14 protein-coding genes are annotated in these 20,719 nt (G+C 64.3%); 4 read left to right on the forward strand and 10 right to left on the reverse strand.

All coding sequences use genetic code 11. From position 1 onward, the window contains the following. Positions 1-3 precede the first annotated feature (3 nt). On the reverse strand, positions 4-1,380 hold the full coding sequence (locus ACYPXD_RS31115; protein ID WP_459721097.1) for a peptidylprolyl isomerase: 1,377 nt from the start codon (positions 1,378-1,380) through the stop codon (positions 4-6). A gap of 97 nt (positions 1,381-1,477) precedes the next feature. Then, complete coding sequence (locus ACYPXD_RS31120; protein ID WP_459721100.1) at positions 1,478-3,847, reverse strand: LPS-assembly protein LptD; 2,370 nt, start codon at positions 3,845-3,847, stop codon at positions 1,478-1,480. 229 nt (positions 3,848-4,076) lie between these two features. Between ACYPXD_RS31120 and ACYPXD_RS31125 the strand changes: the two genes are divergently transcribed. Together ACYPXD_RS31125 and murU are read left to right on the forward strand one after the other, a co-directional pair. Next, positions 4,077-5,153 carry an aminoglycoside phosphotransferase family protein gene (locus tag ACYPXD_RS31125; protein ID WP_459721103.1) on the forward strand — a complete coding sequence of 359 codons (1,077 nt, stop codon included), beginning with the start codon at positions 4,077-4,079 and terminating at the stop codon, positions 5,151-5,153. 8 nt (positions 5,154-5,161) lie between these two features. Next, positions 5,162-5,899, forward strand: a complete 738-nt coding sequence (gene murU / locus ACYPXD_RS31130; RefSeq protein WP_459721106.1) for an N-acetylmuramate alpha-1-phosphate uridylyltransferase MurU — start codon at positions 5,162-5,164, stop codon at positions 5,897-5,899. A 136-nt stretch (positions 5,900-6,035) separates the two neighbouring features. On the opposite strand, the gene ACYPXD_RS31135 is transcribed toward murU, so the two are convergent. After that, positions 6,036-7,952: an ABCB family ABC transporter ATP-binding protein/permease gene (locus ACYPXD_RS31135; protein WP_459721109.1), complete on the reverse strand. Its 1,917-nt coding sequence runs from the start codon at positions 7,950-7,952 to the stop codon at positions 6,036-6,038. Between the two features lie 243 nt (positions 7,953-8,195). Here ACYPXD_RS31135 and ACYPXD_RS31140 point away from each other — a divergent pair, with 243 nt between their 5' ends. Next, positions 8,196-8,591, forward strand: coding sequence for an acyl-CoA thioesterase (locus ACYPXD_RS31140; protein WP_459721114.1), 396 nt, complete (start codon positions 8,196-8,198; stop codon positions 8,589-8,591). A 58-nt stretch (positions 8,592-8,649) separates the two neighbouring features. On the opposite strand, the gene ACYPXD_RS31145 is transcribed toward ACYPXD_RS31140, so the two are convergent. Both ACYPXD_RS31145 and ACYPXD_RS31150 read right to left on the reverse strand, forming a co-directional pair. Continuing rightward, a complete protein-coding gene (locus ACYPXD_RS31145; protein ID WP_459721117.1) occupies positions 8,650-11,775 on the reverse strand; it encodes a sensor domain-containing protein in 3,126 nt (1,041 codons plus the stop codon). A gap of 199 nt (positions 11,776-11,974) precedes the next feature. Next, a complete protein-coding gene (locus tag ACYPXD_RS31150; RefSeq protein ID WP_459721120.1) occupies positions 11,975-12,451 on the reverse strand; it encodes a nitrate reductase associated protein in 477 nt (158 codons plus the stop codon). Positions 12,452-12,593: 142 nt separating this feature from the next. On the opposite strand from ACYPXD_RS31150, the gene fdhD reads away from it, so the two are divergent. Beyond that, the gene (gene fdhD / locus ACYPXD_RS31155) at positions 12,594-13,430 is read left to right on the forward strand and encodes a formate dehydrogenase accessory sulfurtransferase FdhD (protein WP_459721123.1); all 837 of its coding nucleotides are present in this window, start codon (positions 12,594-12,596) and stop codon (positions 13,428-13,430) included. Positions 13,431-13,508: 78 nt separating this feature from the next. On the opposite strand, the gene ACYPXD_RS31160 is transcribed toward fdhD, so the two are convergent. The 5 genes from ACYPXD_RS31160 to ACYPXD_RS31180 all read right to left on the reverse strand — a co-directional run bounded on the left by ACYPXD_RS31160 (position 13,509) and on the right by ACYPXD_RS31180 (position 20,611). Beyond that, positions 13,509-14,273, reverse strand: coding sequence for an enoyl-CoA hydratase (locus ACYPXD_RS31160; RefSeq protein WP_459721126.1), 765 nt, complete (start codon positions 14,271-14,273; stop codon positions 13,509-13,511). A 71-nt stretch (positions 14,274-14,344) separates the two neighbouring features. Beyond that, the gene (locus ACYPXD_RS31165) at positions 14,345-15,553 is read right to left on the reverse strand and encodes an acetyl-CoA C-acyltransferase (protein ID WP_459721129.1); all 1,209 of its coding nucleotides are present in this window, start codon (positions 15,551-15,553) and stop codon (positions 14,345-14,347) included. A 22-nt stretch (positions 15,554-15,575) separates the two neighbouring features. Beyond that, the gene (locus tag ACYPXD_RS31170; RefSeq protein WP_459721134.1) at positions 15,576-18,026 is read right to left on the reverse strand and encodes a 3-hydroxyacyl-CoA dehydrogenase/enoyl-CoA hydratase family protein; all 2,451 of its coding nucleotides are present in this window, start codon (positions 18,024-18,026) and stop codon (positions 15,576-15,578) included. A gap of 129 nt (positions 18,027-18,155) precedes the next feature. Then, on the reverse strand, positions 18,156-19,943 hold the full coding sequence (locus ACYPXD_RS31175) for an acyl-CoA dehydrogenase C-terminal domain-containing protein (RefSeq protein WP_459721137.1): 1,788 nt from the start codon (positions 19,941-19,943) through the stop codon (positions 18,156-18,158). Between the two features lie 62 nt (positions 19,944-20,005). After that, positions 20,006-20,611: a TetR/AcrR family transcriptional regulator gene (locus ACYPXD_RS31180; protein ID WP_459721140.1), complete on the reverse strand. Its 606-nt coding sequence runs from the start codon at positions 20,609-20,611 to the stop codon at positions 20,006-20,008. Between the last annotated feature and the right edge of the window lie 108 nt (positions 20,612-20,719).

Consider the following 20,719-nt stretch of genomic DNA (forward strand, 5'->3'; position numbering starts at 1 on the left):
GAGTTACTGCAACGAACTGCCGGGCGCGGACTTGTAGTCGACATACGCCGTATCGCGCAGTTCGCGCAGCCAGTCCGCGTAAGCCTGCTCCGCCTTGCGCTGGCCGATCGCCTGGCGCGCGAGGTCCATCTGCTGCGCGACCGAGCCTTCGGCTTCGCGGCGACCCAGCACCTGGATCAGGTGGTAACCATATTCGGTGCGCACCGGATCGCTGATCTGGCCGTCCTGCAGGTTATTCATCGCGCGCTCGAATTCAGGCACCGTCTCGCCGGGACTGACCCAACCGAGGTCGCCGCCCTGCGACGCGGAGCCATCCTGCGAATAGGTGCGCGCGAACTTGTCGAAGTCGCCGCTGCCATCCTGGATTTCCTTCTTGATCTCGAGCAGCTTCTCGCGTGCCTGCGGCTCCGACTGACCGTCGCCGACGCGCAGCAGAATATGACGCACGTGCGTTTGCACGAGCCGTGCCGAATCGCCGGTCATGGTCTGCCCGCCCGAGCGGCGGTCGACGAGCCGCACGATCTCGAAGCCGTCGCTCGTGCGGATGACCGACGGGTTCACCTGGCCCGCACGCAGCGTCGAAGCCGCCGTGACGAATTCGGGCGGCAGCTTCGACGGCGGCAAAAAGCCCATGTCGCCGCCCTTCTTCGCGTCCGGTGCCTGCGAGTTCGACTTTGCAAGCTTTTCGAAATCATCGCCGCTGCCGCTCGTTGCCTGCTTCAGCAGATCGTCAGCTTTCTTCTGCGCGGCTTCGATATCGGTTTGCGACGCGTTCAGCGGTGCGTTCAGGAAGATATGCTCGAAGCGCAGATCGCTTGTGCTGCCCGAGCTCGGTCCGCGCTGGCTGGCGATGTAGTTCGCGACTTCCGCGTCCGACACCGTGATCTTGCTGTCCACTTCCTTTTCGCGCAGCCGCTGCAGAATCAGCTCGGTCTTCGCGTCGCCGCTGAACGTCGCCCAGGGCACGCCTTCGGCCTCGATGCGCGAGCGGTACACGGCGAGCGTCATGTTGTTCGCCTGCGCGAGACGCTCGAGCGTGCGCTGCACGGTGGCGTCGTCGACGGTGATGTTGTCCTCGCGCGCCTTCTGCAGCTGGATACGTTCGAGCACCATCTGGTTCAGCACCTGCTGGCGCAGCTGATCCGCGGGCGGAATCGGCGCGTGCTGCTGGTTCAGACGGCGCGTGATGAGACCCGTGCGCTCATCGAGCTCGCGCTGCGTAATCACGCCATTGTTGACCACAGCAGCAATCGTATCGACCGTCTGGCCGCTGCCGCTATCGAGCGCCTGCGCGTGCGCGGGGCCCACCAGCATAAAGAACACGGCAGCCGCGAACCCGGTCGCGAACGATGCCGAACGAAGCTTTTTCATGATTCCCACAGATACTCCAAATGATGTCGGGCTTCGGTGCCGCGGGCATTATCCGCCCATGACATGATCGCCCGTATCGTCGTATTTTATAAGCGCGCAAAACCGGTCATTCAAAATTGTTGAACCGCGATTCGGGCGGCGGTGGCGGCGGCGGCGGCGAATAGCCAGCGACGCTCGTACGGAACGCGGACACGAGGCCGTTGTCGACGCTCGACAGGCCCTTCAACGTCAACTGCGCGAGGAAACGCGTTGCGGACGTTGCGAGGCCCTGCGTGTTGACGCCGTTCGCGTACTTCTGCACGCCGACGCCGAGCGTCCAGCAATCGGCGTCGTACTGCATGCCGAGGAGGCCGTCGACGAGCCGGTGGCCTTGCAGGTCGTAATTGACGCGGCCCACCGCGAACACGCGGTGCGTCAGCGGCCATTGCCCCGAGATCAGGATCTGGTTGATCGGCTGGTTTTCGAGCGTCGTGTTGGCGCGCGTGTAACGATAGCCGAGGTTGATCACCTTGCCGGTTTCGGGACTGAACCCGAAGCCGATGCTCGACTTCACCAGTTGATTGTTGTCGGCATTATATTGGAACGCGGTTTCCTGCGCGAAACCATAGCCGAGCTTGAACGACGCACCGGCGATCAGGTCCGAATGGCGCGCCGTGGTTTCCGACTGGCCCGGCAGCAGCGTCACGCGCTGATCCGTGAAGTAGTACTGCTGCGCGATCACGAAACGCGCGCGTTCGTCGCCGGTCGCCGCGTTGATGAAGCGCGTCGTCAGCGCCGCGGTCACGCGGTTCGCGTCGGCGATACGGTCTTCGCCGACGAATGTGTTCGGCTGGAAAATTTCGGCGAGGCCGAAGTCGGAATCGGCCGTATCGAAGAGCGGCGCGTCGTTCTGATTGCGGAACGGCGTGTACACGTAATACAGCCGCGGCTCGAGCGTCTGGATATAGTCGGTGCCGAAGATCCGCACCGACCGGTCGAAGATGAGCCCCGTATCGAACGAGAACGTCGGAATCGATTCGGTGAAATTCTTCGGCTGCCCCGCGACCGAATTCGTGCCGAGGTTGCTCAGGTTGTACGACGCGAAGTGCCATTGCACCTTCGGCGTGACGAAGTAGCCGGGCCCGACGACCGAGTACGCGAGGTACGGATCGAAGACGACGCGGTCGCCTTCGGTCATGTTGTCGGCCGTGATGCGGAAGCGCGAGTAGTCGGCCGTCGCGCCGTAGTCGAAGCCGTCGACGTTGAACTTCGTGTACGTGACCTTCAGCTCCGGCTCGCGGCCATACGGCGGCGTCGAACCCTGCAGCGTCTGCCAGTGCTGCTCGCGCGCGAGCACGGACCACGGACCGTTGTTGTACGTGAGGCCGGCTTCCTGCTGGTACAGCAGCTGCGTGCCGTTGAGGAACTGGTTCGTCGACGACGCCAGATCCTCCGGATACGTGTTGTCCGATACCTTGTTGTAGTAGACGTAGCCGCCGAATCCGTTGCCGAAGTTCTGGTTGTGCTGGATATACAGCGCGTAGCGGTTCGTCTTCGTGATTGCGTCGTCGGGCAGGAACTGGCCCGTGAACGACCCGCTATACGTGGGCGACAGGTACCGGTAGTTGACGTCCGTCAGCACGCCGCGCCGCGAGATGATCCGCGGCGTGATCGTCAGATCGCGGTTCGGCGCGATGTTGAAGTAATACGGCAGCGACAGCTCGAAGCCGTTGTTCGAACTCACCGAGAACGTCGGCGGCAGCAAACCGCTCCTGCGATCGCCCGACAGCGGGAACGACATCCACGGGCTCGCGAAGATCGGCACGCCCTGAAAAAACAGCACGCCGTTGTGCGCGACGCCTTCCTCGGCGCCGGTATCGAAATCGAACTCGGTGCCCTTGATGTACCACGCCGGGTCGCTCTCGCACGAGCATGCCGTGTAGGTTGCGTGCGAAAACACCGAGCGCTCGTTATCGAGCAGATCGACACGTTCCGCGCTGCCCGAACCGCCCGTCATCGTGAAGCGATACTTCGGCGCGGTCATGAAACCTTCATTCGACTCGACTTTCAGGTGCGCCTCGGGGCCGACGAACAGCGCGCCGCTGCCGAAGACACGCACATGGCCGTACGCGTCGGCCATGTCGGTATCCTGATCGTAGTGCAGCGCGTCGCCCTTGATGATCGAATTGGCCTGACGCACTTCGGCCGAACCTTTCGCCGCCATGTCGCGATCGGCGGTGCCGGTGGTCGAATCGCCGAGTACGAAGGTCGCGGCGCGCTCGCCGGTCGGCACGGTCCGGTCTTCGAGTTGCGGGGACAGCCGTAGGTCCCATGGCGAGTTGCCGAGCGGCTGCGCCTGCGCCGCCTCGCCCGCGAGCTGGGCGTGCGAAAGCGCAGGAAAGAGACCGGGCACGGCAACGAGTGCCGCGACGAGCCGCCTCGTGCGCGGCAAGCCGTCGCAAGAAGATAGGTAAGGGAAATGCTTTCTAGGCGGCATGTATTCGTTTGGCGAATCGGCCCCACCATCAGCTCATGCAGTCACAGTTACCGCCTGCACAAGCGCCCCCGGCGACCGGTGGAGTGCGTTGCGCAAATTGTTCGATCTATTCCAGCGGTGAGGCGGGCGGTCAAACGAGTTATGCGAAGGCTGGCGCGAGCCGCGTCAAAAAAGTCGTGGGGTATTATATGGCAAGACGTTCTCTATCCCGTTTTCAGCCCCGATTTTCATGACGCCGAGCCCCGCGCCCGCCTCCTCTTCCACCGTTAGCACCCATTCCGCCCGCCTCGAACGGCTGACCGCCTGGCTTCGCAGCCACGCCGGACGCTACGGTCTCGACCTCGGCACGCTCGCTCCCGCCTCCGCTGACGCGAGCTTTCGCCGGTATTTCCGGCTTGGCGCGAGCGCGGCGGCGAATGTGGGCGGCGTGGCAGCCGCGACCACGGTCATCGCCGTCGACGCCCCGCCGCCCGAGAAATGCCGCGAGTTCGTACAGGTGGCGCGCTTGCTCGAAGCGGCCGGCGTGCACGTGCCACGCGTACTCGAAGTGGATTTCGACGCCGGGTTCATGCTCGTCACCGATCTCGGCACCGAGCCGTATCTGACCGCGCTCAACCAAGGCAACGCGCGCGGGCTCATGCGCGACGCGATCGACACGCTGATCCGCTGGCAGCTCAGTTCACGCGAAGGCGAATTGCCGCCGTTCGACGAAGCATTCATGCGCCGCGAAATGGAGCTGATGCCCGAATGGTTCATCACGCGTCATCTGGGCCGCGAAGTCGACGCCGCCACACGCGGCGTGCTCGATCGCACGTTTGCGCTGCTCGTCGCGAGCGCCAGTGCGCAGCCGCACGTGTACATGCTGCGCGATTTCATGCCGCGCAACCTGATGATCGCGAGTCCGAACCCGGGTGTGCTCGACTTCCAGGACGCGGTGTACGGGCCGATCACCTACGACGTCGCGTCATTGCTGCGGGACGCGTTCCTGAGCTGGGACGAGGCCTTCGAGCTCGACTGCTTCGCGTACTACTGGGAGCACGCGAAAAAAGCGGGCTTGCCCGTCGACGCGGACTTCGGCGAGTTCTACCGGCAACTCGAATGGATGGGCCTGCAACGGCATATCAAGGTGCTCGGCCTGTTCTGCCGGATCAACTATCGCGACAGCAAGCCGCACTATCTGAAAGACCTGCCGCGCTTTATCGACTACGCGCGCAAGGTCGCGCAGCGCTACGCGCCGCTCGCGCCGTTTGCAAAGCTGCTCGACGACCTCGAAGGCCGCGCGAACGAAGTCGGCTACACGTTCTGACCTGACCGATGACAACACCGGCCACCCAACCGACGTTGACCACGGCGATGATCTTCGCGGCGGGCCGTGGCGAACGGATGCGTCCGTTGACGGACACCTGCCCGAAGCCGCTGCTCGAAGCGGGCGGCAAACCGCTGATCGTCTGGCAGATCGAACGGCTGGCGGCCGCGGGCCTGCGTAAGATCGTGATCAACCATGCGTGGCTGGGCGAGCGGATCGAAGCCGTACTGGGTGACGGCTCGCGCTGGGGCGTGCAACTGCGCTATTCGGCCGAAGGCGAGGCGCTCGAAACAGCCGGCGGGATCGCACAGGCGCTGCCTTTGCTCGAACACGCGGGCCGCGCGGAGGTGTTCGTCGGTGTGGCCGGCGATGTCTACGCCGACTTCGACTACGCGATGCTGCACGCCCATGCCGCTCGTCTCGCAAAGCAACCGGAGCCCGGCATGCATCTCGTGATGGTGCCGAACCCGGCGTTTCATCCGACCGGCGACTTCGTGCTGCGTGACGGTGCGCTGTCGCTCGATGGCGCGCCGCGCCTGACGTTCGGCAGCATCGCGTTGTACGACACGCGGATGTTTCGCGATCTGCCGCGCGGCACGCGGCGCGCGCTCACGCCCTACTATCGCGAGACGATCGCGCAAGGCCGCGCAAGCGGCGAACTGTATGAAGGGCGCTGGGAGAATGTCGGCACGCCCGCGCAGTTGCAGGCGCTCGATCGGGCGTTGCGGGGCGCGGGCTCCGCGTAGCCGGCGCGGATCGACTCGAATAGCGCGATTATCTTGCGAACTGTGGGGCGAACTGCGGGGCAAACTGCGGGGCGAACCGCGGGGCAAACTGCGGTTCGAACCGAGGTGCAAGCCGCGGCAAGAACCGAGGTGCGGCCTACCGCGCAACCCGGTCGTCGCTCACGTGCTCGGCGGCATCCGCGGCGTCTTGCGCATCAACCTCTTTCGCCTGTTCCGCGCGCTGCTGTTGCAGCGCCCACATCTGCGCAAACAGCCCACCCATCCGGATCAGCTCCGAATACGTGCCGCGCTCGACGATGCGTCCGCGGTCCATCACGATAATCTGCTGCGCGTGGACGACCGTCGACAGCCGGTGCGCGATGATGAGGGTGGTGCGCTCGCGCGCGATCTGGTCGAGCTCGTGCTGGATCGCGCGTTCGGAGCGCGAGTCGAGCGCCGACGTCGCTTCGTCGAATAGCAGCACCGGCGGATTCTTCAGCAGCGTGCGCGCGATCGCGACGCGCTGCTTCTCGCCGCCCGACAGCTTGAGCCCGCGTTCGCCGACCGGCGTGTCGTAGGCGCGCGGCAGGCTGTCGATGAAATCGTGAATGTGCGCCGCCCGCGCGGCCGCAATGACTTCGTCGCGGCTCGCCTCGGGCCGGCCATACGCGATGTTGTAGTAAATCGTGTCGTTGAAGAGCACGGTGTCCTGCGGCACGATGCCGATCGCCGCGCGCAGCGAGTCCTGCGTGACGTCGCGAATGTCCTGGCCGTCGATTGTGATCGAACCGCCGCTCGCGCGGTCGAGATCGTAGAAGCGGAACAGCAGCCGCGCGAGCGTCGATTTGCCCGAGCCGCTGTGGCCGACCACGGCTGTCGTCGTGCCGGCTGGAATCGTGAAGCTCACGTCGTGCAGGATCGGCCGCGCGGCCTCGTAGCCGAAATGGACACCGCTAAAGCGCACTTCCGCGCCGCTCACCGCGAGCGCCGGCGCCTGCGGCACATCGGCCACTTCGCGCGGCGCACCGAGCAGCGTGAACATGCGGTCCATGTCGGTCAGGCTCTGCTTCAGCTCGCGATACACGACGCCGAGAAAATTGAGCGGAATATACAGCTGCAGCATGAACGTGTTGATCAGCACGAGGTCGCCGAGCGTAAGCCGCCCCGCCATCACGCCTTGCGTCGCGCGCCACAGAATGAACACGAGCCCGGTGCCGATAATCGCCTGCTGTCCGAAATTGAGCGCGGACAGCGAATTCTGCGACTTGATCGCGGCCGCGCGATAGTGCCTGAGGTTTTCGTCGTAGCGCCGCGCTTCCCATTCTTCGTTGCCGAAATACTTGACGGTCTCGAAGTTCAGCAACGAATCGATGGCGCGTGAATTCGCGCGCGAGTCGAGTTCGTTCATCGAGCGTCGCAGGTGCGTGCGCCATTCGGTCACTTTCACCGTGTACGTGATGTACGCGGCCAGCGCGATCAGCGTGACGACCGCGTAGTACGCCTCGTATTTCACGACGAAGAATCCGAGCACGAGGCCGACTTCGACGAGCGTCGGCAGGATGCTGTACAGCGAATACGAAATGAGCTGCGTGATGCCGCGCGTGCCGCGCTCGATATCGCGCGACATGCCGCCCGTCTGCCGTTCGAGATGGAACCGCAGCGACAGCGCATGCAGATGGCGGAACACCTTCAGCGCGAGCTGCCGCACCGCGCTTTCGGTGACCTTCGAAAAGAGGATTTCGCGCAGCTCCGTGAAGAGCGACGTCGAGAGCCGCACCACGGCATACGCAACCACGAGCAGACCCACGCCGCTTAGCAGCACGACGCCCGGCGCGTGGTCGGCACGCCCGAGCGCGGTCAGATGCTGGACCGACGCGAGGCTGTCGACGATGCGCTTCATGACGATCGGCACGCCGAGGTTCGCGACCTTCGCACCGATCAGACAGCTAAGCGCGAACGCCACGCGCCACTTGTAGGTGGCGAGGTAAGGCAGCAGCGACACGATCGTCTGCCAGTCGTTACGCGGCTGGTTCGAGATCGGCGCGGGCTCTCGGAGTGGGGCGAGACGGCGCATCGTTTTATGGGGGGAAAATACAACGGGAAAAGCAACGAAAATGCGCAATGAGAAGCGCGCGACGAATGGCCGTTTGCCGATGAACCGGCTAGTGTTAGCCGCGCAGTGCGCCGTTCGCACGGCACGCCTGACCCGGGTGTGCGCTTTCCCGTACAATTCGTGATCCCTGTATTGTCGCAGAAGCCGGCTTGCCTCGCTGCGCGTGGATTCCCGATGCCGGCTCGCTCTTCCGATGGATTCCCGATGACCGATCCGAACCAGCTCCCGCAGAAGTCCTGCGCATTGCGCGTGATGCCGCAGCCCTCCGACGCGAACGTCCACGGCGACGTGTTCGGCGGCTGGATCATGGCGCAGGTCGACCTCGCCGGTTCGATTCCGGCAAGCCGGCGCGCGAACGGACGCGTCGCGACGATCGCGGTCAACTCGTTCGTGTTCAAACAGCCGGTGTTCGTCGGCGATCTGCTGAGTTTTTATGCGGACATCGTGAAAACCGGCAACACGTCGGTCACGGTTTCGGTCGAGGTGTACGCGCAGCGGATGAGCATCGCGCAGGAAGTGGTGAAGGTTACCGAAGCAACCCTGACCTATGTCGCAACCGATAGCGACCGCCGGCCGCGCGCATTGCCGCCGCTCGACTAACCGCTACGCGCTCACTACGCACCAACCACGCACCAACCCCGTACCAACCCCGCACCCGCTACGCGCTAACGGGCGCGGCGCCAGCGCCCTGTTGCAGCATGCCCGGAATCGCATCGCGCGGCAGCGGCTTCGCGAAGAAAAACCCTTGCATCTCGTCGCACGCGCGCTCTTTCAGGAAATCGAGCTGCGCGGACGTCTCGACGCCTTCCGCGATCACCTGCATCTTCAGCGAATGCGCGAGCGCGATGATTGCCGATGTGATGGTCTCGTCGTCGTTCGATACGCCGATGTCGGATACAAACGAGCGGTCGATCTTCAGCCGGTCGACCGGGAAGCGCTTCAGGTAGCTCAGGCTCGAATAGCCGGTGCCGAAGTCGTCGATCGCGAGTCCGATGCCAAGCGCGTGCAGTTCGTTCAGCATCGTCACCGCTTCTTCGGCATTGCGCATGATCGTGCTCTCGGTCAGTTCGAGCTCGAGGTATTGCGGCTCGAGGCCGGTTTCCGCGAGCACCTGCTTGACGAGTTTCGCGACATTGCGCTGCTGGAAGTGGCGCGCCGACAGATTCACCGAAACCCGCGCGGGCGGCAAACCTTCGTCCTGCCAGGCCTTGTTCTGCCGGCACGCTTCGCGCAGCACCCATTCCGAGAGCGGCCCGATCAGGCCGCTTTCTTCGGCGACCGGAATAAACGACGACGGCGGCACGAGGCCGACTTCCGGATCGCGCCAGCGCACGAGCGCCTCGACACCGACGATCTGCCCGCTGTTGATATCGACCTGCGGCTGGTAGTGCAGCAGGAATTCGTTGTCGCGCAACGCGCGGCGCAGCCGGCGCTCGAGATTCATGCGCGCGCCCGCGCTCGCGTTCATCTCCGGCTGATAGAACTGGAACGTGTTGCGACCCATATCCTTCGCACGGTACATCGCGAGGTCGGCCTTCTTCATCAGCGTTTCGGCGTCCTCGCCGTCCTGCGGGAACAGGCTCGCGCCCATGCTGCAGCCCACGTACAGCTCGGTGCCGTCGAGCCACACCGGCTCCGAAATGCTCGCGCGCACGCGCTCCATCCACGCGATCAGCGACTGCTCATCGGACGTATCGGACAGCACGACGACGAATTCGTCGCCGCCATGTCGCGCGACCGTATCGGTGGCGCGCGCACAGCGCGCGAGCCGGTCCGCGACCACGGCAAGCAGCCGGTCGCCGACGCTGTGCCCGAGGCTATCGTTGACGTTCTTGAAGCCGTCGAGATCGATAAACACGACGGCCACGCCGTTCTGATGCCTTTGCGCGACGACGAGCGCATGCTGCAGCCGGTCGCGCAGCAGATTGCGGTTCGGCAGGCGCGTCAGGCCATCGTAGTTCGCCTGATATTCGAGCTGCTCCTGGTAGCGGATCAGCGCGGTCACATCGTTGATCACGCCGATATGGTGCGTCGTTTCACCATCGGGATTCGGTACCGGCGCGACATACAGCTGATTCCAGAACAGCGCGCCGTCCTTGCGATAGTTGCGCAGCACCGCGCTCACTTCGCGGTTCGCCGCGAGCGCCTGACGGATCGCCGCGATGCCTTCCTGGTCGCGGTCGTCGCGCTGCAGGAGGCGGCAATCCTGGCCGATCACTTCGGCCGGGTCGTAGCCGGTGATCCGCTTGAACGCCGGATTCACGTACTCGATCACATTGCCGCCTTCGGCGGGCCCCGTGATCAGAATCGCGTTCACGCTCGCGTCGAGCGCGCGGCTCTGCAGCCGCAGCGCGAGATCGGCGCGCTTGCGTTGCGTGATGTCGGTGTACGAACCGAGCACGCCGATCACGCGGCCGTCGCTGTCGGTGAACGGCAGCTTGCTCGTGATCGTCGTGCGGAATTCGCCATCGACGATCATATCGAACTCGTAGTTCATCTTCGGCACGCCCGACACGACCACTTCGGCGTCGTGCCGGCGCACGTCGTCGGCGAAGTCGCGCCACGGCAGATCGTCGTCGGTCTTGCCGACCACCTGTTCGGGATAGGCAAGTCCCGCGTCGCGCGCAAACGCCATGTTGCAGCCCAGATAGCGGGATTCGCGATCCTTCCAGAACACGCGCTGCGGGATGTTGTCGATCACCGTCTCGAGCATCTGGTTCGAGCGCTGCGCCTCAGCCTCCGCGTTGATCTGATCGGTCACGTCGGCGGCGAGCACGAACATCGCGGAGCGGCTCATGAAGGTGAGCGGGTGATACGAGATGTCCGCGTTGATGATCGAGCCGTCCTTGCGCCGGTGATGCCAGATGCCGGCGACCGTGCGGCCCGTGCGCGGCGCGGCTTCGCTGCGCTGCAGGTGCGATTCGAGGCGCGTGATCTCGCTCGACGGGCGGATCGCGCGGATCGTCATTTCGAGAAACTCTTCTTCCGAATAGCCGTATTGATGGACCGCGGCCGCGTTCACCGCGAGAAAGCGCAACGACTCGCGATCGAAGATATACATCGGCACCGGATGCTCGTCGAACAGGCCGCGAAAGCGCTCGTCGTGGCGCCGCAGCGCCCGCGCGACACGCAACCGTTCGCGCTCCTTCGTTTCGCGCGAGCCGAACGTGTAGATCAGCAATGCGCTGCCGGCCAGCATCGTGAAGACGAGCAGCAGCGTCGCGCGCTGCGTGTCGCGCGTCGATTCGGCGAGCCTCGTTTCGAGCGCGATGTCTTCTCGCCGGCGCAACGCGGCGAGGCCCGACTCGAGCCGGTCGACGTCCATACCGAGGCGCGTGTACGCGGTCGCGGCCCATGCGCGCGAACCGGCTTCGCCGTCGGCCGACGCATCGTTTTGCGCGCGCGATAACGCATCCGCGATGCTCTTCTTCAACACGCCGCTGTCGGCGGTGAGCGTGCCGAACATCGCGAACATCGACGGATCGTCGGCGAGCTGCGTGCGCAGCGTCTCTTCGAGCCGTGCCGTCGATGTGCTCATCTTGCCGGCCGCATCGGCCGGCACCGCCACACCGGCTGTCTGGTAATGCCCGAGCAGCGCGAGGCTGTCTTCGATCTGCGCGCGATACGCATCGAGGTTCTGCCGGATGCCCGTCGAACGGATCGTGCGCGCGTCGACGTCGCGCTGCGCGCAAATCTGCGTGTACGCGATAAAAGCGTTCGCGCCGACCGCCGCGGTGACGATCGCAAGATTGATCAGGAGCCGCTTCGAGAGAATTGAATTCATGGGTTCCGAAGGTCGTTCGTCCTGCGGGCAGCGCATCGGCCAATATCGATCGATCAGTTCCTGCGGGCAGCCGGACGCTACGATACAGCACCCGGCGTCACGCATGATATGGCACCTTTCCGCGCCAACCCTTGGATAACGGCAAGGTTCGGAACAGGTTGAGGGTGGAGCAGCAAAAAAGCAGAAAAATGCGACGAATTCAGCGCGCGAGGCCGAATTCCTTCATCGCGGGCACGAAATCGTGGTTCCCTTCCGGCTTGCGCGACAGTTTGGCCAGCACGTAGCGCTTGAACGGCTCCAGGCGCGACCACTGGTCGGCGCTCGGCGCGGCGAGCTGTGCAACGTTTGCCTGATGCACGACGCCGTCGGGCACCGCCCCGGTATTGCGCCAGGCGGGGGCATCTTCGGGCGTGAACCAGTCCGGTTCGACGTTCGCGTGCGTGCGCATCATTTCGAAGAGCGCATGATCGAAATTCGGCTCGATCGCGGCGTCGTCCTCGACCGGAAAGCGCGCGAGCAACGCGCGGTCTTCGTGCGGCAGCATCTGCCATTGCGACAGCGAAATGCGCAGCCCGAAACGATCGAGATTGAAGCGCACGCACATCGGTATGAAGGTCAGGTTCTCCGAAGACTCGACTTCGAAGTCAAAGAGCAGAGGCGCTTCGTTCAGTCCCATGGCGAATCCTCGGAAGTGGGGGCCGGATGTGACGGATGGCGGCCTGCGCAGCCAACGCCGGCTTGAGGTATTTTAGAACCTTATTGGCGACAAGCCAGTCACAGGCCACGCATGGCATACGATGGGCCACGAGGAGCAACGCTTGAATCCACTGGAAACCGCCGGGCAGCCCGGCACGATCGGGCAGCCGGTGCGCCGGCATCGCGGCAGCGCGATCGAAACCGTCGACGACCATGTCGGCCAGGAGTGGCCGGTTGCGCTCGTCTTCAACGGCATTTCGCACGCGGTGATGATGTGCACGCCGCGCGATCTCGAAGCGTTCGCGGTCGGCTTTGCGGTGTCCGAAGGGATTGTCGACCGCAACGCCGACATTCAGGACATCGAGGTCGAACTGCATGAAAACGGCAATGCCGACAGCAAGCTGCCGTATGCGGAGGTGCAATTGACCGTCGTGCAGCAGGCCTTCGTCGCGCTGAAGGAAAAGCGTCGCGCGCTGGCGGGCCGGAGCGGCTGCGGCGTGTGCGGGATCGAGAGCATCGATCTGCTCGATCTGCAGCCGGAGCGCGTGCCCGATACCGGCTTCCTGCAGCGCCTTGCGCCCGACGCAATTGCGCGTGCGGCGCGCGAACTGCCCGCGCATCAGGCTTTGACGCGGCTCACCGGCGGGCTGCACGCGGCCGCGTGGTGCGATGCGAGCGGCGCGATCCGCCATGCGTTCGAAGACGTCGGCCGTCACAACGCGCTCGATAAGCTGATCGGTCAGCTCGTGCTCGATCGCGCCGATACGAAGGACGGTTTCGTGTTTCTGTCGAGCCGCGCGAGCTACGAGCTCGTGCGCAAAGCGGCGCGCGTCGGCGTGCCGATGGTCGCGACGATCTCGGCGCCGTCGTCGCTGGCGATTTCGATTGCACGGGAAGCGGGGATACGGCTTGTCAGCTTTTGCCGCGAGAACAGTTACGTCGACTATGAGACGGTGTGACGGATCGCCGCGGCGGCCGCGGCGGTAGCGCGCGAGCAGCACAGCGTGCCAGCACGGCCGCTCACCCGCGACAAGGCGCTACGACACCGAGCGGAAATCCGGCTTGCGCTTTTCGAAGAACGCGTTGAACGCCTCGCGCGCGGCCGGTGCGAGCAGCATCTTCGCGAAGTGCACGGCCTCGTCGGTCATCTGCGTTTGTATCTCGTGCTGGCTTGCGCGCTTCATGAGCGACTTGGTTACGCGCAGCGACGCAGGCGGCAGCGCAGCGAGTTTCTGTGCCTGCTGCAGCGCGAATGCGTCGATGTCCGCGGCCGGCAATACCCGATTCACAAAGCCCATCCGCAGCGCTTCGTGGGCATCGAACGCTTCGCCCAGCAGAAGCTTCTCGGCCGCGCCCTGATAGCCGGCGACGCGTTGCAGCAGCAATGACGACGACGCTTCCGGACAGAGCCCCAGCTGCGTGAACGGCAATGCAAACGCCGCGGTATCGGCGGCATAGACGAGATCGCAGTGCAGCAGCATGGTCGTGCCGATGCCGACCGCCGCGCCCGCCACCGCGGCGACGATCGGCTTTTCGGCCGAACTGATCGCGCGCAGGAAGCGGAACACGGGCGCGTCCTCGCCGACCGGCGGCGTCTTTAGGAAGTCCTCGAGATCGTTGCCCGCGCAGAAGTTGCCGGCGCTGCCGCGCAGCAGAATGGCGCGCACGGTGTCGTCGGATTGCGCGTCGGCGAGTGCGTCCGCCATCGTCTGGTACATCGCGGCCGTCAGCGCGTTCTTCCTGCCGGGGCGGTTGATCGCGATGGTCGTTAGATTGCCGGTGCGTTCGATCTCAATGTCCATGCTGACTCCTGGTGCGATACGGCACGTTGCGGTGACAACGACGGCGGCCTTCGCATGCCGCCGCGACCCACCTACACCCGCTCGATAATCCCCGCCGCACCCATCCCGGTGCCGACGCACATTGTCACCATCCCGTACTTCAGTTTGCGACGATGCAGCGCATGCACGACCGTCGACGCGCGGATCGCGCCGGTCGCGCCCAGCGGATGCCCGAGCGCAATCGCGCCGCCGATCGGGTTCACCTTCGCGGGATCGAGCCCGAGGTCCTGGATCACGGCAAGCGCCTGCGCGGCGAATGCTTCGTTGAGCTCGATCCAGTCGATATCGTCCTGCTTGAGACCCGCAGCCTTCAGCGCGGCCGGGATCGCTTCCTTCGGCCCGATGCCCATGATCTCCGGCGGCACGCCGCGCACCGCGAAGCTGACGAAGCGCGCGAGCGGCGTGAGGTTGAACTGCTTCAACATCTTCTCGGAGACGACGATTAACGCGCCCGCGCCATCAGATGTTTGCGAGCTGTTGCCGGCCGTCACGCAGCCCTTGTTCGCGAACACGGGACGCAGCTTCGCGAGCCCTTCGAGCGAGGTATCGGGGCGCGGGCCTTCGTCGAGCGACACTTCGCGCGTCTTGACGCGCACCTCACCGGTTGCGAGATCGGGGAAGCGCTCGACAATCGTGTACGGCGCGATCTCGTCCTTGAACTCGCCCGCCTGCTGCCCCGCCAGCGCGCGCTGATGCGACTGCAGCGCGAACTGGTCCTGCGCTTCGCGGCTCACTTTCCAGCGTTCCGCGACCCGCTCGGCCGTGAGGCCCATGCCATAAGCGATACCGACATCCTCGCCGCGATCGAAGATATGCGGCGACAGCGACGGCTTGTTGCCCATCATCGGCACCATCGTCATCGACTCGCAGCCGCCCGCGATCATCGCGTCCGACTCGCCGACGCGAATGCGGTCCGCGGCCATCGCGAGCGCGGTGAGGCCCGACGCGCAGAAGCGGTTCACCGTCACGCCGCCGACCGTATTCGGCAAGCCCGACAGCAGCGCCGACATGCGCGCGACGTTGAGCCCTTGCTCCGCCTCGGGAATTGCGCAGCCGACGATCGCGTCTTCGATCACGCCCGTATCGAGCCCCGGTACCTGCGCGACCGCCGCGCGGATCGCGTGCACCATCAGCTCGTCGGGGCGCGTGTTCTTGAAGACGCCGCGCGGCGCCTTGCCGATCGGCGTGCGCGCCGCGGCGACGATATATGCGTCCTGCAATTGCCTGTTGCTCGTGCTCATTGTTCGCTCCTTGGTCCGCCGCCTAGTTGCGCACCGGCTTGCCGGTTTGCAGCATGCCCATGATCCGTTCCTGCGTTTTCTGCGTGCCGAGCAGTTCGACGAACGCGCGGCGCTCGAGCGTGAGCAGCCACTCCTCGTCGACGAGGCTGCCCGCTTCGACGTCGCCGCCGCAAATCGTTTCGGCGATGCGGCTCGCGATCAGATAATCGTGCTCGCTGATAAAGCGGCCGTCGCGCAGATTGACGAGTTGCGCCTTGATCGTCGAGATCGCCGAGCGGCCGGCGACCGGCACCTGCGTCACGCGCAGCGGCGGCCGATAACCGGCCGCCGACATTGCGCGCGCTTCCTTCTTCGCGACGTCGAGCAGTTCGAACACGTTGAAGACGATCGTGTCGGTCGGCTTCAGATAGCCCATCGCGCGCGCTTCGAGCGCGGAGCCCGAGACCTTCGCGGTCGCCGCGTATTCATACGGCTTTTGCAGGAACTTCAGCAGATCGCTGCCGCTCGCGCCGACCAGACTCGCCGCTTCGGCCGCACGCAATGCGGCCTCTTTCAGGCCGCCGCCCGCGGGCAGCAACCCGACGCCGAATTCGACCAGACCGATATAGCTTTCGATGTGCGCCACGCGCTTCGCGCTTTGCAGCATCAACTCGCAGCCGCCGCCGAGCGCGATGCCGGAGACCGCCGGGATCACTGGCACGTTCGCGTATTTGATGCGCAGCATGGTCTGCTGGAATTTCTTCACGAACGGCTCGATGCCTTTCGCGCCGCCCTTCATGAACGCGGGCAACGCCTCTTCGAGATTCGCGCCGGCGGAGAACGGACCGCCCGGCGTGCCGAGCTTCAGCGACGTCGGTTGCCAGATCACGACGCCCTTGTAATCCTTCTCGGCAAGCTCGATGGCCTGCACGATGCTGTCGAGCACAGCCGGGCCCATCGTGTTCATCTTGCTCTTATACGACACGATGACGATGTCGTCTTCGCCCGGGCGATCGTCGACCCATGCGCGCACGCCGTCGGTTTCGAACAGCGTCTTGCCGTAGGTGGCCGGATCGCGAGCCGCCTCATTGCCAGACTCGCCCGCGAGCGGCGCGCGAAATACCTGCTTGTCGTACACGGGCAGCGACGAGCGCGGCACGAAGCGCTTCGCCGCCGGCGACCACGAACCTTCGGCCGTATGCACGCCGCCCTTTTCCGCCACCGCGCCTTCGAACACCCACGCGGGCAGCGGCGCATCCGAGAGCGTCTTGCCGGCCGCGATATCGTCGCGCACCCATTCGGCGACCTGCTTCCAGCCGGCCGTCTGCCAGGCTTCGAACGGCCCTTCGTTCCAGCCAAAGCCCCAGCGCACTGCGAAGTCGAGATCGCGCGCGTTATCGGCAATCGATTCGAGATGCACGGCGATGTAGTGGAATACGTCGCGGAAGATCGCCCACAGAAACTGCGCCTGCTTGTGGTCCGATTCGCGCAGCAGCTTCAGGCGCTCGGCGGGCGGCCGCTTCAGGATACGGCCGATCAGTTCGTCGGCCTTCGCGCCGCTTTCGACGTAGTCGCCCGCCTGCGGATCGAGCACCTTGATCGCCTTGCCGTCCTTCCGATAGAAGCCCGCGCCGGTTTTCTGGCCGAGCGCGCCGTTCTTCACAAGCCCGGCGAGCACCGCAGGCGTTTCGTAGACCGGAAAGAACGGATCGCCGGCGAGATGGTCCTGCATCGTTTCGATCACGTGCGCCATCGTGTCGAGGCCGACCACGTCCGCTGTGCGGAACGTGGCCGACTTCGCGCGGCCGAGGCGGCTGCCGGTCAGATCGTCGACTTCGTCGTAGCGCAGGCCGAATTTCGCGGCCTCCGCGATCGTCGCGAGAATCGAGAAGATGCCGACGCGGTTCGCGATGAAGTTCGGCGTGTCTTTCGCGCGCACGACGCCTTTGCCGACCACGCTCGTCAGCAGCGTTTCCAGCTGATCGAGAATCTCGGGCCGCGTGTGCGCGGTCGGAATCAGCTCGACCAGATGCATGTAGCGCGGCGGATTGAAGAAGTGCACGCCGCAAAAGCGCGCTTTCAGTTCGTCGGAAAAGCCTTGCGAGAGTTCGGTGATCGAGAGACCCGACGTATTCGACGCGAAGATCGCATGCGGCGCGATATGCGGCGACACTTTCTTGTACAGGTCGTGCTTCCAGTCCATGCGCTCGGCAATCGCTTCGATCACAACGTCGCATTCAGCGAGCTTGTCGATGTCGTCGTCGTAGTTCGCCGGCTCGATGAACTGCGCATCGTCTTTCACGCCGAACGGCGCCGGCGACAGCTTCTTCAGGTTCTCGATCGCCTTCAGCACGATGCCGTTCTTCGCGCCTTCGCGGGCCGGCAGATCGAATAGCAGCACCGGCACCTTCGCGTTCACGAGGTGCGCGGCGATCTGCGCGCCCATCACGCCGGCGCCGAGCACGGCCACCTTGCGAATGATCAGATTGCTCACGTCGTTTCTCCGGAGAGTCATGCCATGTTGCGTGGACAGGCCGTGCCGGACAGGCGACGCGGCTGTCGCGCGATTCGGTTGCGTGCGATGCGTCTCGCGCGCGAATCCTGAAAGCGTTCGGACAAGCGGTCAGAACATCGCTTCGTCGATTTCCATCAGCGTCTTCGCGCCCGCGCGCGCCGCGCGGATCGTCGACGCCGTCTCGGGCAGCAGCTTCGCGAAGTAAAAGCGCGCGGTGGCAAGCTTCGCCTTGTAGAACGGATCGCCCGACGCTTGCTTGTCCAACGCGATGCGTGCCATGCGCGCCCAGAAATACGCGAACACCAGATGCCCGACCGTGCGCAGATACGGCACCGCCGCCGCGCCGACCTCGTCGGGGTTCTGCATCGCCTTCATGCCGATCTCCATGGTCAGCTTCTGCACCTTGTCCGCGATATCGGCGAGCGGATTGACGAATTCCTGCATCTCGGGCTTCACGCCTTCTTCGTCGATCAAGTCGGTGACGAGCTTGCCGAACTTCTTCAGCTTCGCGCCCATGTCGCCCAACACCTTGCGGCCGAGCAGATCGAGCGACTGGATCGCGTTCGTGCCTTCGTAAATCATGTTGATGCGTGAGTCGCGCACGTACTGCTCCATGCCCCACTCGGCAATGAAACCATGACCGCCGTACACCTGCAGCGCAAGATTGGTGCCCTCGAACGCGTTGTCGGACAGGAACGCCTTCAGGATCGGCGTCAGCAGCGCGACCAGATCCGCGGCCTCAGCCCGTACTGTGGCATCGCTGTGCGACAGTTCCTTGTCGATTTGCAGCGCGGCCCAGTACGAGAATGCGCGCGCGCCTTCGGCGTAGGCCTTTTGCGTCAGCAGCATGCGGCGCACGTCCGGATGCACGATGATCGGGTCGGCCGCTTTTTCAGGCGCTTTCGGGCCGCTCAGCGCGCGCATCTGCAGACGGTCTTTCGCGTAGACGCGCGCGTTCTGGTACGCAACTTCCGTGAGCCCGAGACTTTGCATGCCGACGCCCAGGCGTGCCGCATTCATCATCACGAACATCGCGTTCAGGCCTTTATTCGGCTCGCCGACGAGCCAGCCCTTCGCATTGTCGAAATTGATCACGCAGGTTGCATTCGCGTGAATGCCCATCTTGTGCTCGATCGAGCCGCATTTGACCGCATTGCGCTCGCCGGGCTCGCCCGCTTCGTCCGGCAAAAATTTCGGCACGACAAAGAGCGAAATGCCTTTTGTGCCCATCGGCGCATCGGGCAACCGCGCAAGCACGAGATGCACGATGTTTTCGGCGATGTCGTGCTCGCCGCTCGAGATAAAGATTTTCGTGCCGGTGATCGCATACGAACCGTCGCTGTTCGGCTCGGCTTTGGTACGCAGGATGCCGAGATCGGTGCCGCAGTGCGCCTCGGTCAGACACATCGTGCCGGTCCACACGCCCGACACGAGCTTCGGCAGATAGGTTTGCTGCAGCTCCGGCGTGCCGTGCGCATGCAGACATTCGTAGGCGCCGTGCGACAGGCCCGGATACATCGCCCATGCCTGGTTCGCCGAGTTCAGCATTTCGTAGAGCGCGTTGTTGACGAATGCGGGCAGCCCCTGGCCGCCATAATCCGGGTCGCACGCGAGCGCGGGCCAGCCCGCTTCGACGTATTGCCGATAGGCCTGCCTGAACCCCGCCGGCGTGGTGACGACGCCGTCGCCCGCATAGGTGCAGCCTTCCTTGTCGCCGCTCTGGTTCAGCGGGAACAACACTTCGGAGCAGAATTTGCCGGCTTCTTCGAGCACCTGGTTGATCGTGTCGGCATCGAGCTCCGCATGCTTCGGCATCTGCCTGACTTCGTCTTCGACGTTCAGCAGCTCGTGCAGCACGAATTGCATGTCGCGCAACGGCGCGGCGTACTGTCCCATGTGTGTCTCCGATGCAGATGGTTGGCCCGAGGGCGCTGCCGGCGCTGCAACCTTGCAGGCCGCTAACGGCTTGCACCCTCGCTTTGATACGAAACGATCAGTTTTTCCAGCGCGGCCCACGTCAGACGCACGGCATCGGGCAGATGCAGAAAGCGCGCGTCATGATGCAGACCCAAGGTAAAGCTATACAGTTCGAACAGCATCAGCTGCGGATCGGTCTCCGCGCGCAGATGCCCTTCGTCGATCGCCTGCGAAATGGCGCGCGTGAGCGCCGCCCGCCACATCGTCACGCTCGAGACCAGTTGCTCGCGCACCGGGTTGTCGGGCCGGTCGTCATATTCGACCGCGCCGCTGATATAGATGCAGCCGGTCGTGACTTCCTGGATGCGCTTCTCGATCCAGCGCGAGATCATCGAGCGCAAACGCGGCAGACCGCGCGGCTCGCGCAGGCTCGGGAAGAACACCTCGTCCTCGAAGCGGCGGTGATATTCGCGCACCACTTCGACCTGCAAATCTTCGCGCGACCCGAAATGCGCGAACACGCCACTCTTGCTCATCTGCATGCGCTCGGCCAGCAAGCCGATCGTCAGACCCTCGAGGCCGTCACGGCTTGCGAGATCCAGCGCCGCATCGAGAATGGCGGCTCGCGTCTGTTCGCCTTTTCGCATAGCTATTACCGTCTGATGGGATGAAACAAAAATCGAACGGACGTACTATTATTGTTTGCAGTCGTCCGCGAAACAAGGAATTTATTAGAAACGGGTTTCTAACCAGGT

Source organism: Paraburkholderia sp. 2C, from assembly GCF_054589215.1.

What these genes read in the sequence shown, in the direction of transcription:
- ACYPXD_RS31120 (WP_459721100.1), bottom strand. Translation starts at nt 3,847, where the DNA reads ATGCCGCCTAGAAAGCATTTCCCTTACCTATCTTCTTGCGACGGCTTG.
- ACYPXD_RS31125 (WP_459721103.1), top strand. Translation starts at nt 4,077, where the DNA reads ATGACGCCGAGCCCCGCGCCCGCCTCCTCTTCCACCGTTAGCACCCAT.
- murU (WP_459721106.1), top strand. Translation starts at nt 5,162, where the DNA reads ATGACAACACCGGCCACCCAACCGACGTTGACCACGGCGATGATCTTC.
- ACYPXD_RS31135 (WP_459721109.1), bottom strand. Translation starts at nt 7,952, where the DNA reads ATGCGCCGTCTCGCCCCACTCCGAGAGCCCGCGCCGATCTCGAACCAG.
- ACYPXD_RS31140 (WP_459721114.1), top strand. Translation starts at nt 8,196, where the DNA reads ATGACCGATCCGAACCAGCTCCCGCAGAAGTCCTGCGCATTGCGCGTG.
- ACYPXD_RS31145 (WP_459721117.1), bottom strand. Translation starts at nt 11,775, where the DNA reads ATGAATTCAATTCTCTCGAAGCGGCTCCTGATCAATCTTGCGATCGTC.
- ACYPXD_RS31150 (WP_459721120.1), bottom strand. Translation starts at nt 12,451, where the DNA reads ATGGGACTGAACGAAGCGCCTCTGCTCTTTGACTTCGAAGTCGAGTCT.
- ACYPXD_RS31160 (WP_459721126.1), bottom strand. Translation starts at nt 14,273, where the DNA reads ATGGACATTGAGATCGAACGCACCGGCAATCTAACGACCATCGCGATC.
- ACYPXD_RS31165 (WP_459721129.1), bottom strand. Translation starts at nt 15,553, where the DNA reads ATGAGCACGAGCAACAGGCAATTGCAGGACGCATATATCGTCGCCGCG.
- ACYPXD_RS31175 (WP_459721137.1), bottom strand. Translation starts at nt 19,943, where the DNA reads ATGGGACAGTACGCCGCGCCGTTGCGCGACATGCAATTCGTGCTGCAC.
- ACYPXD_RS31180 (WP_459721140.1), bottom strand. Translation starts at nt 20,611, where the DNA reads ATGCGAAAAGGCGAACAGACGCGAGCCGCCATTCTCGATGCGGCGCTG.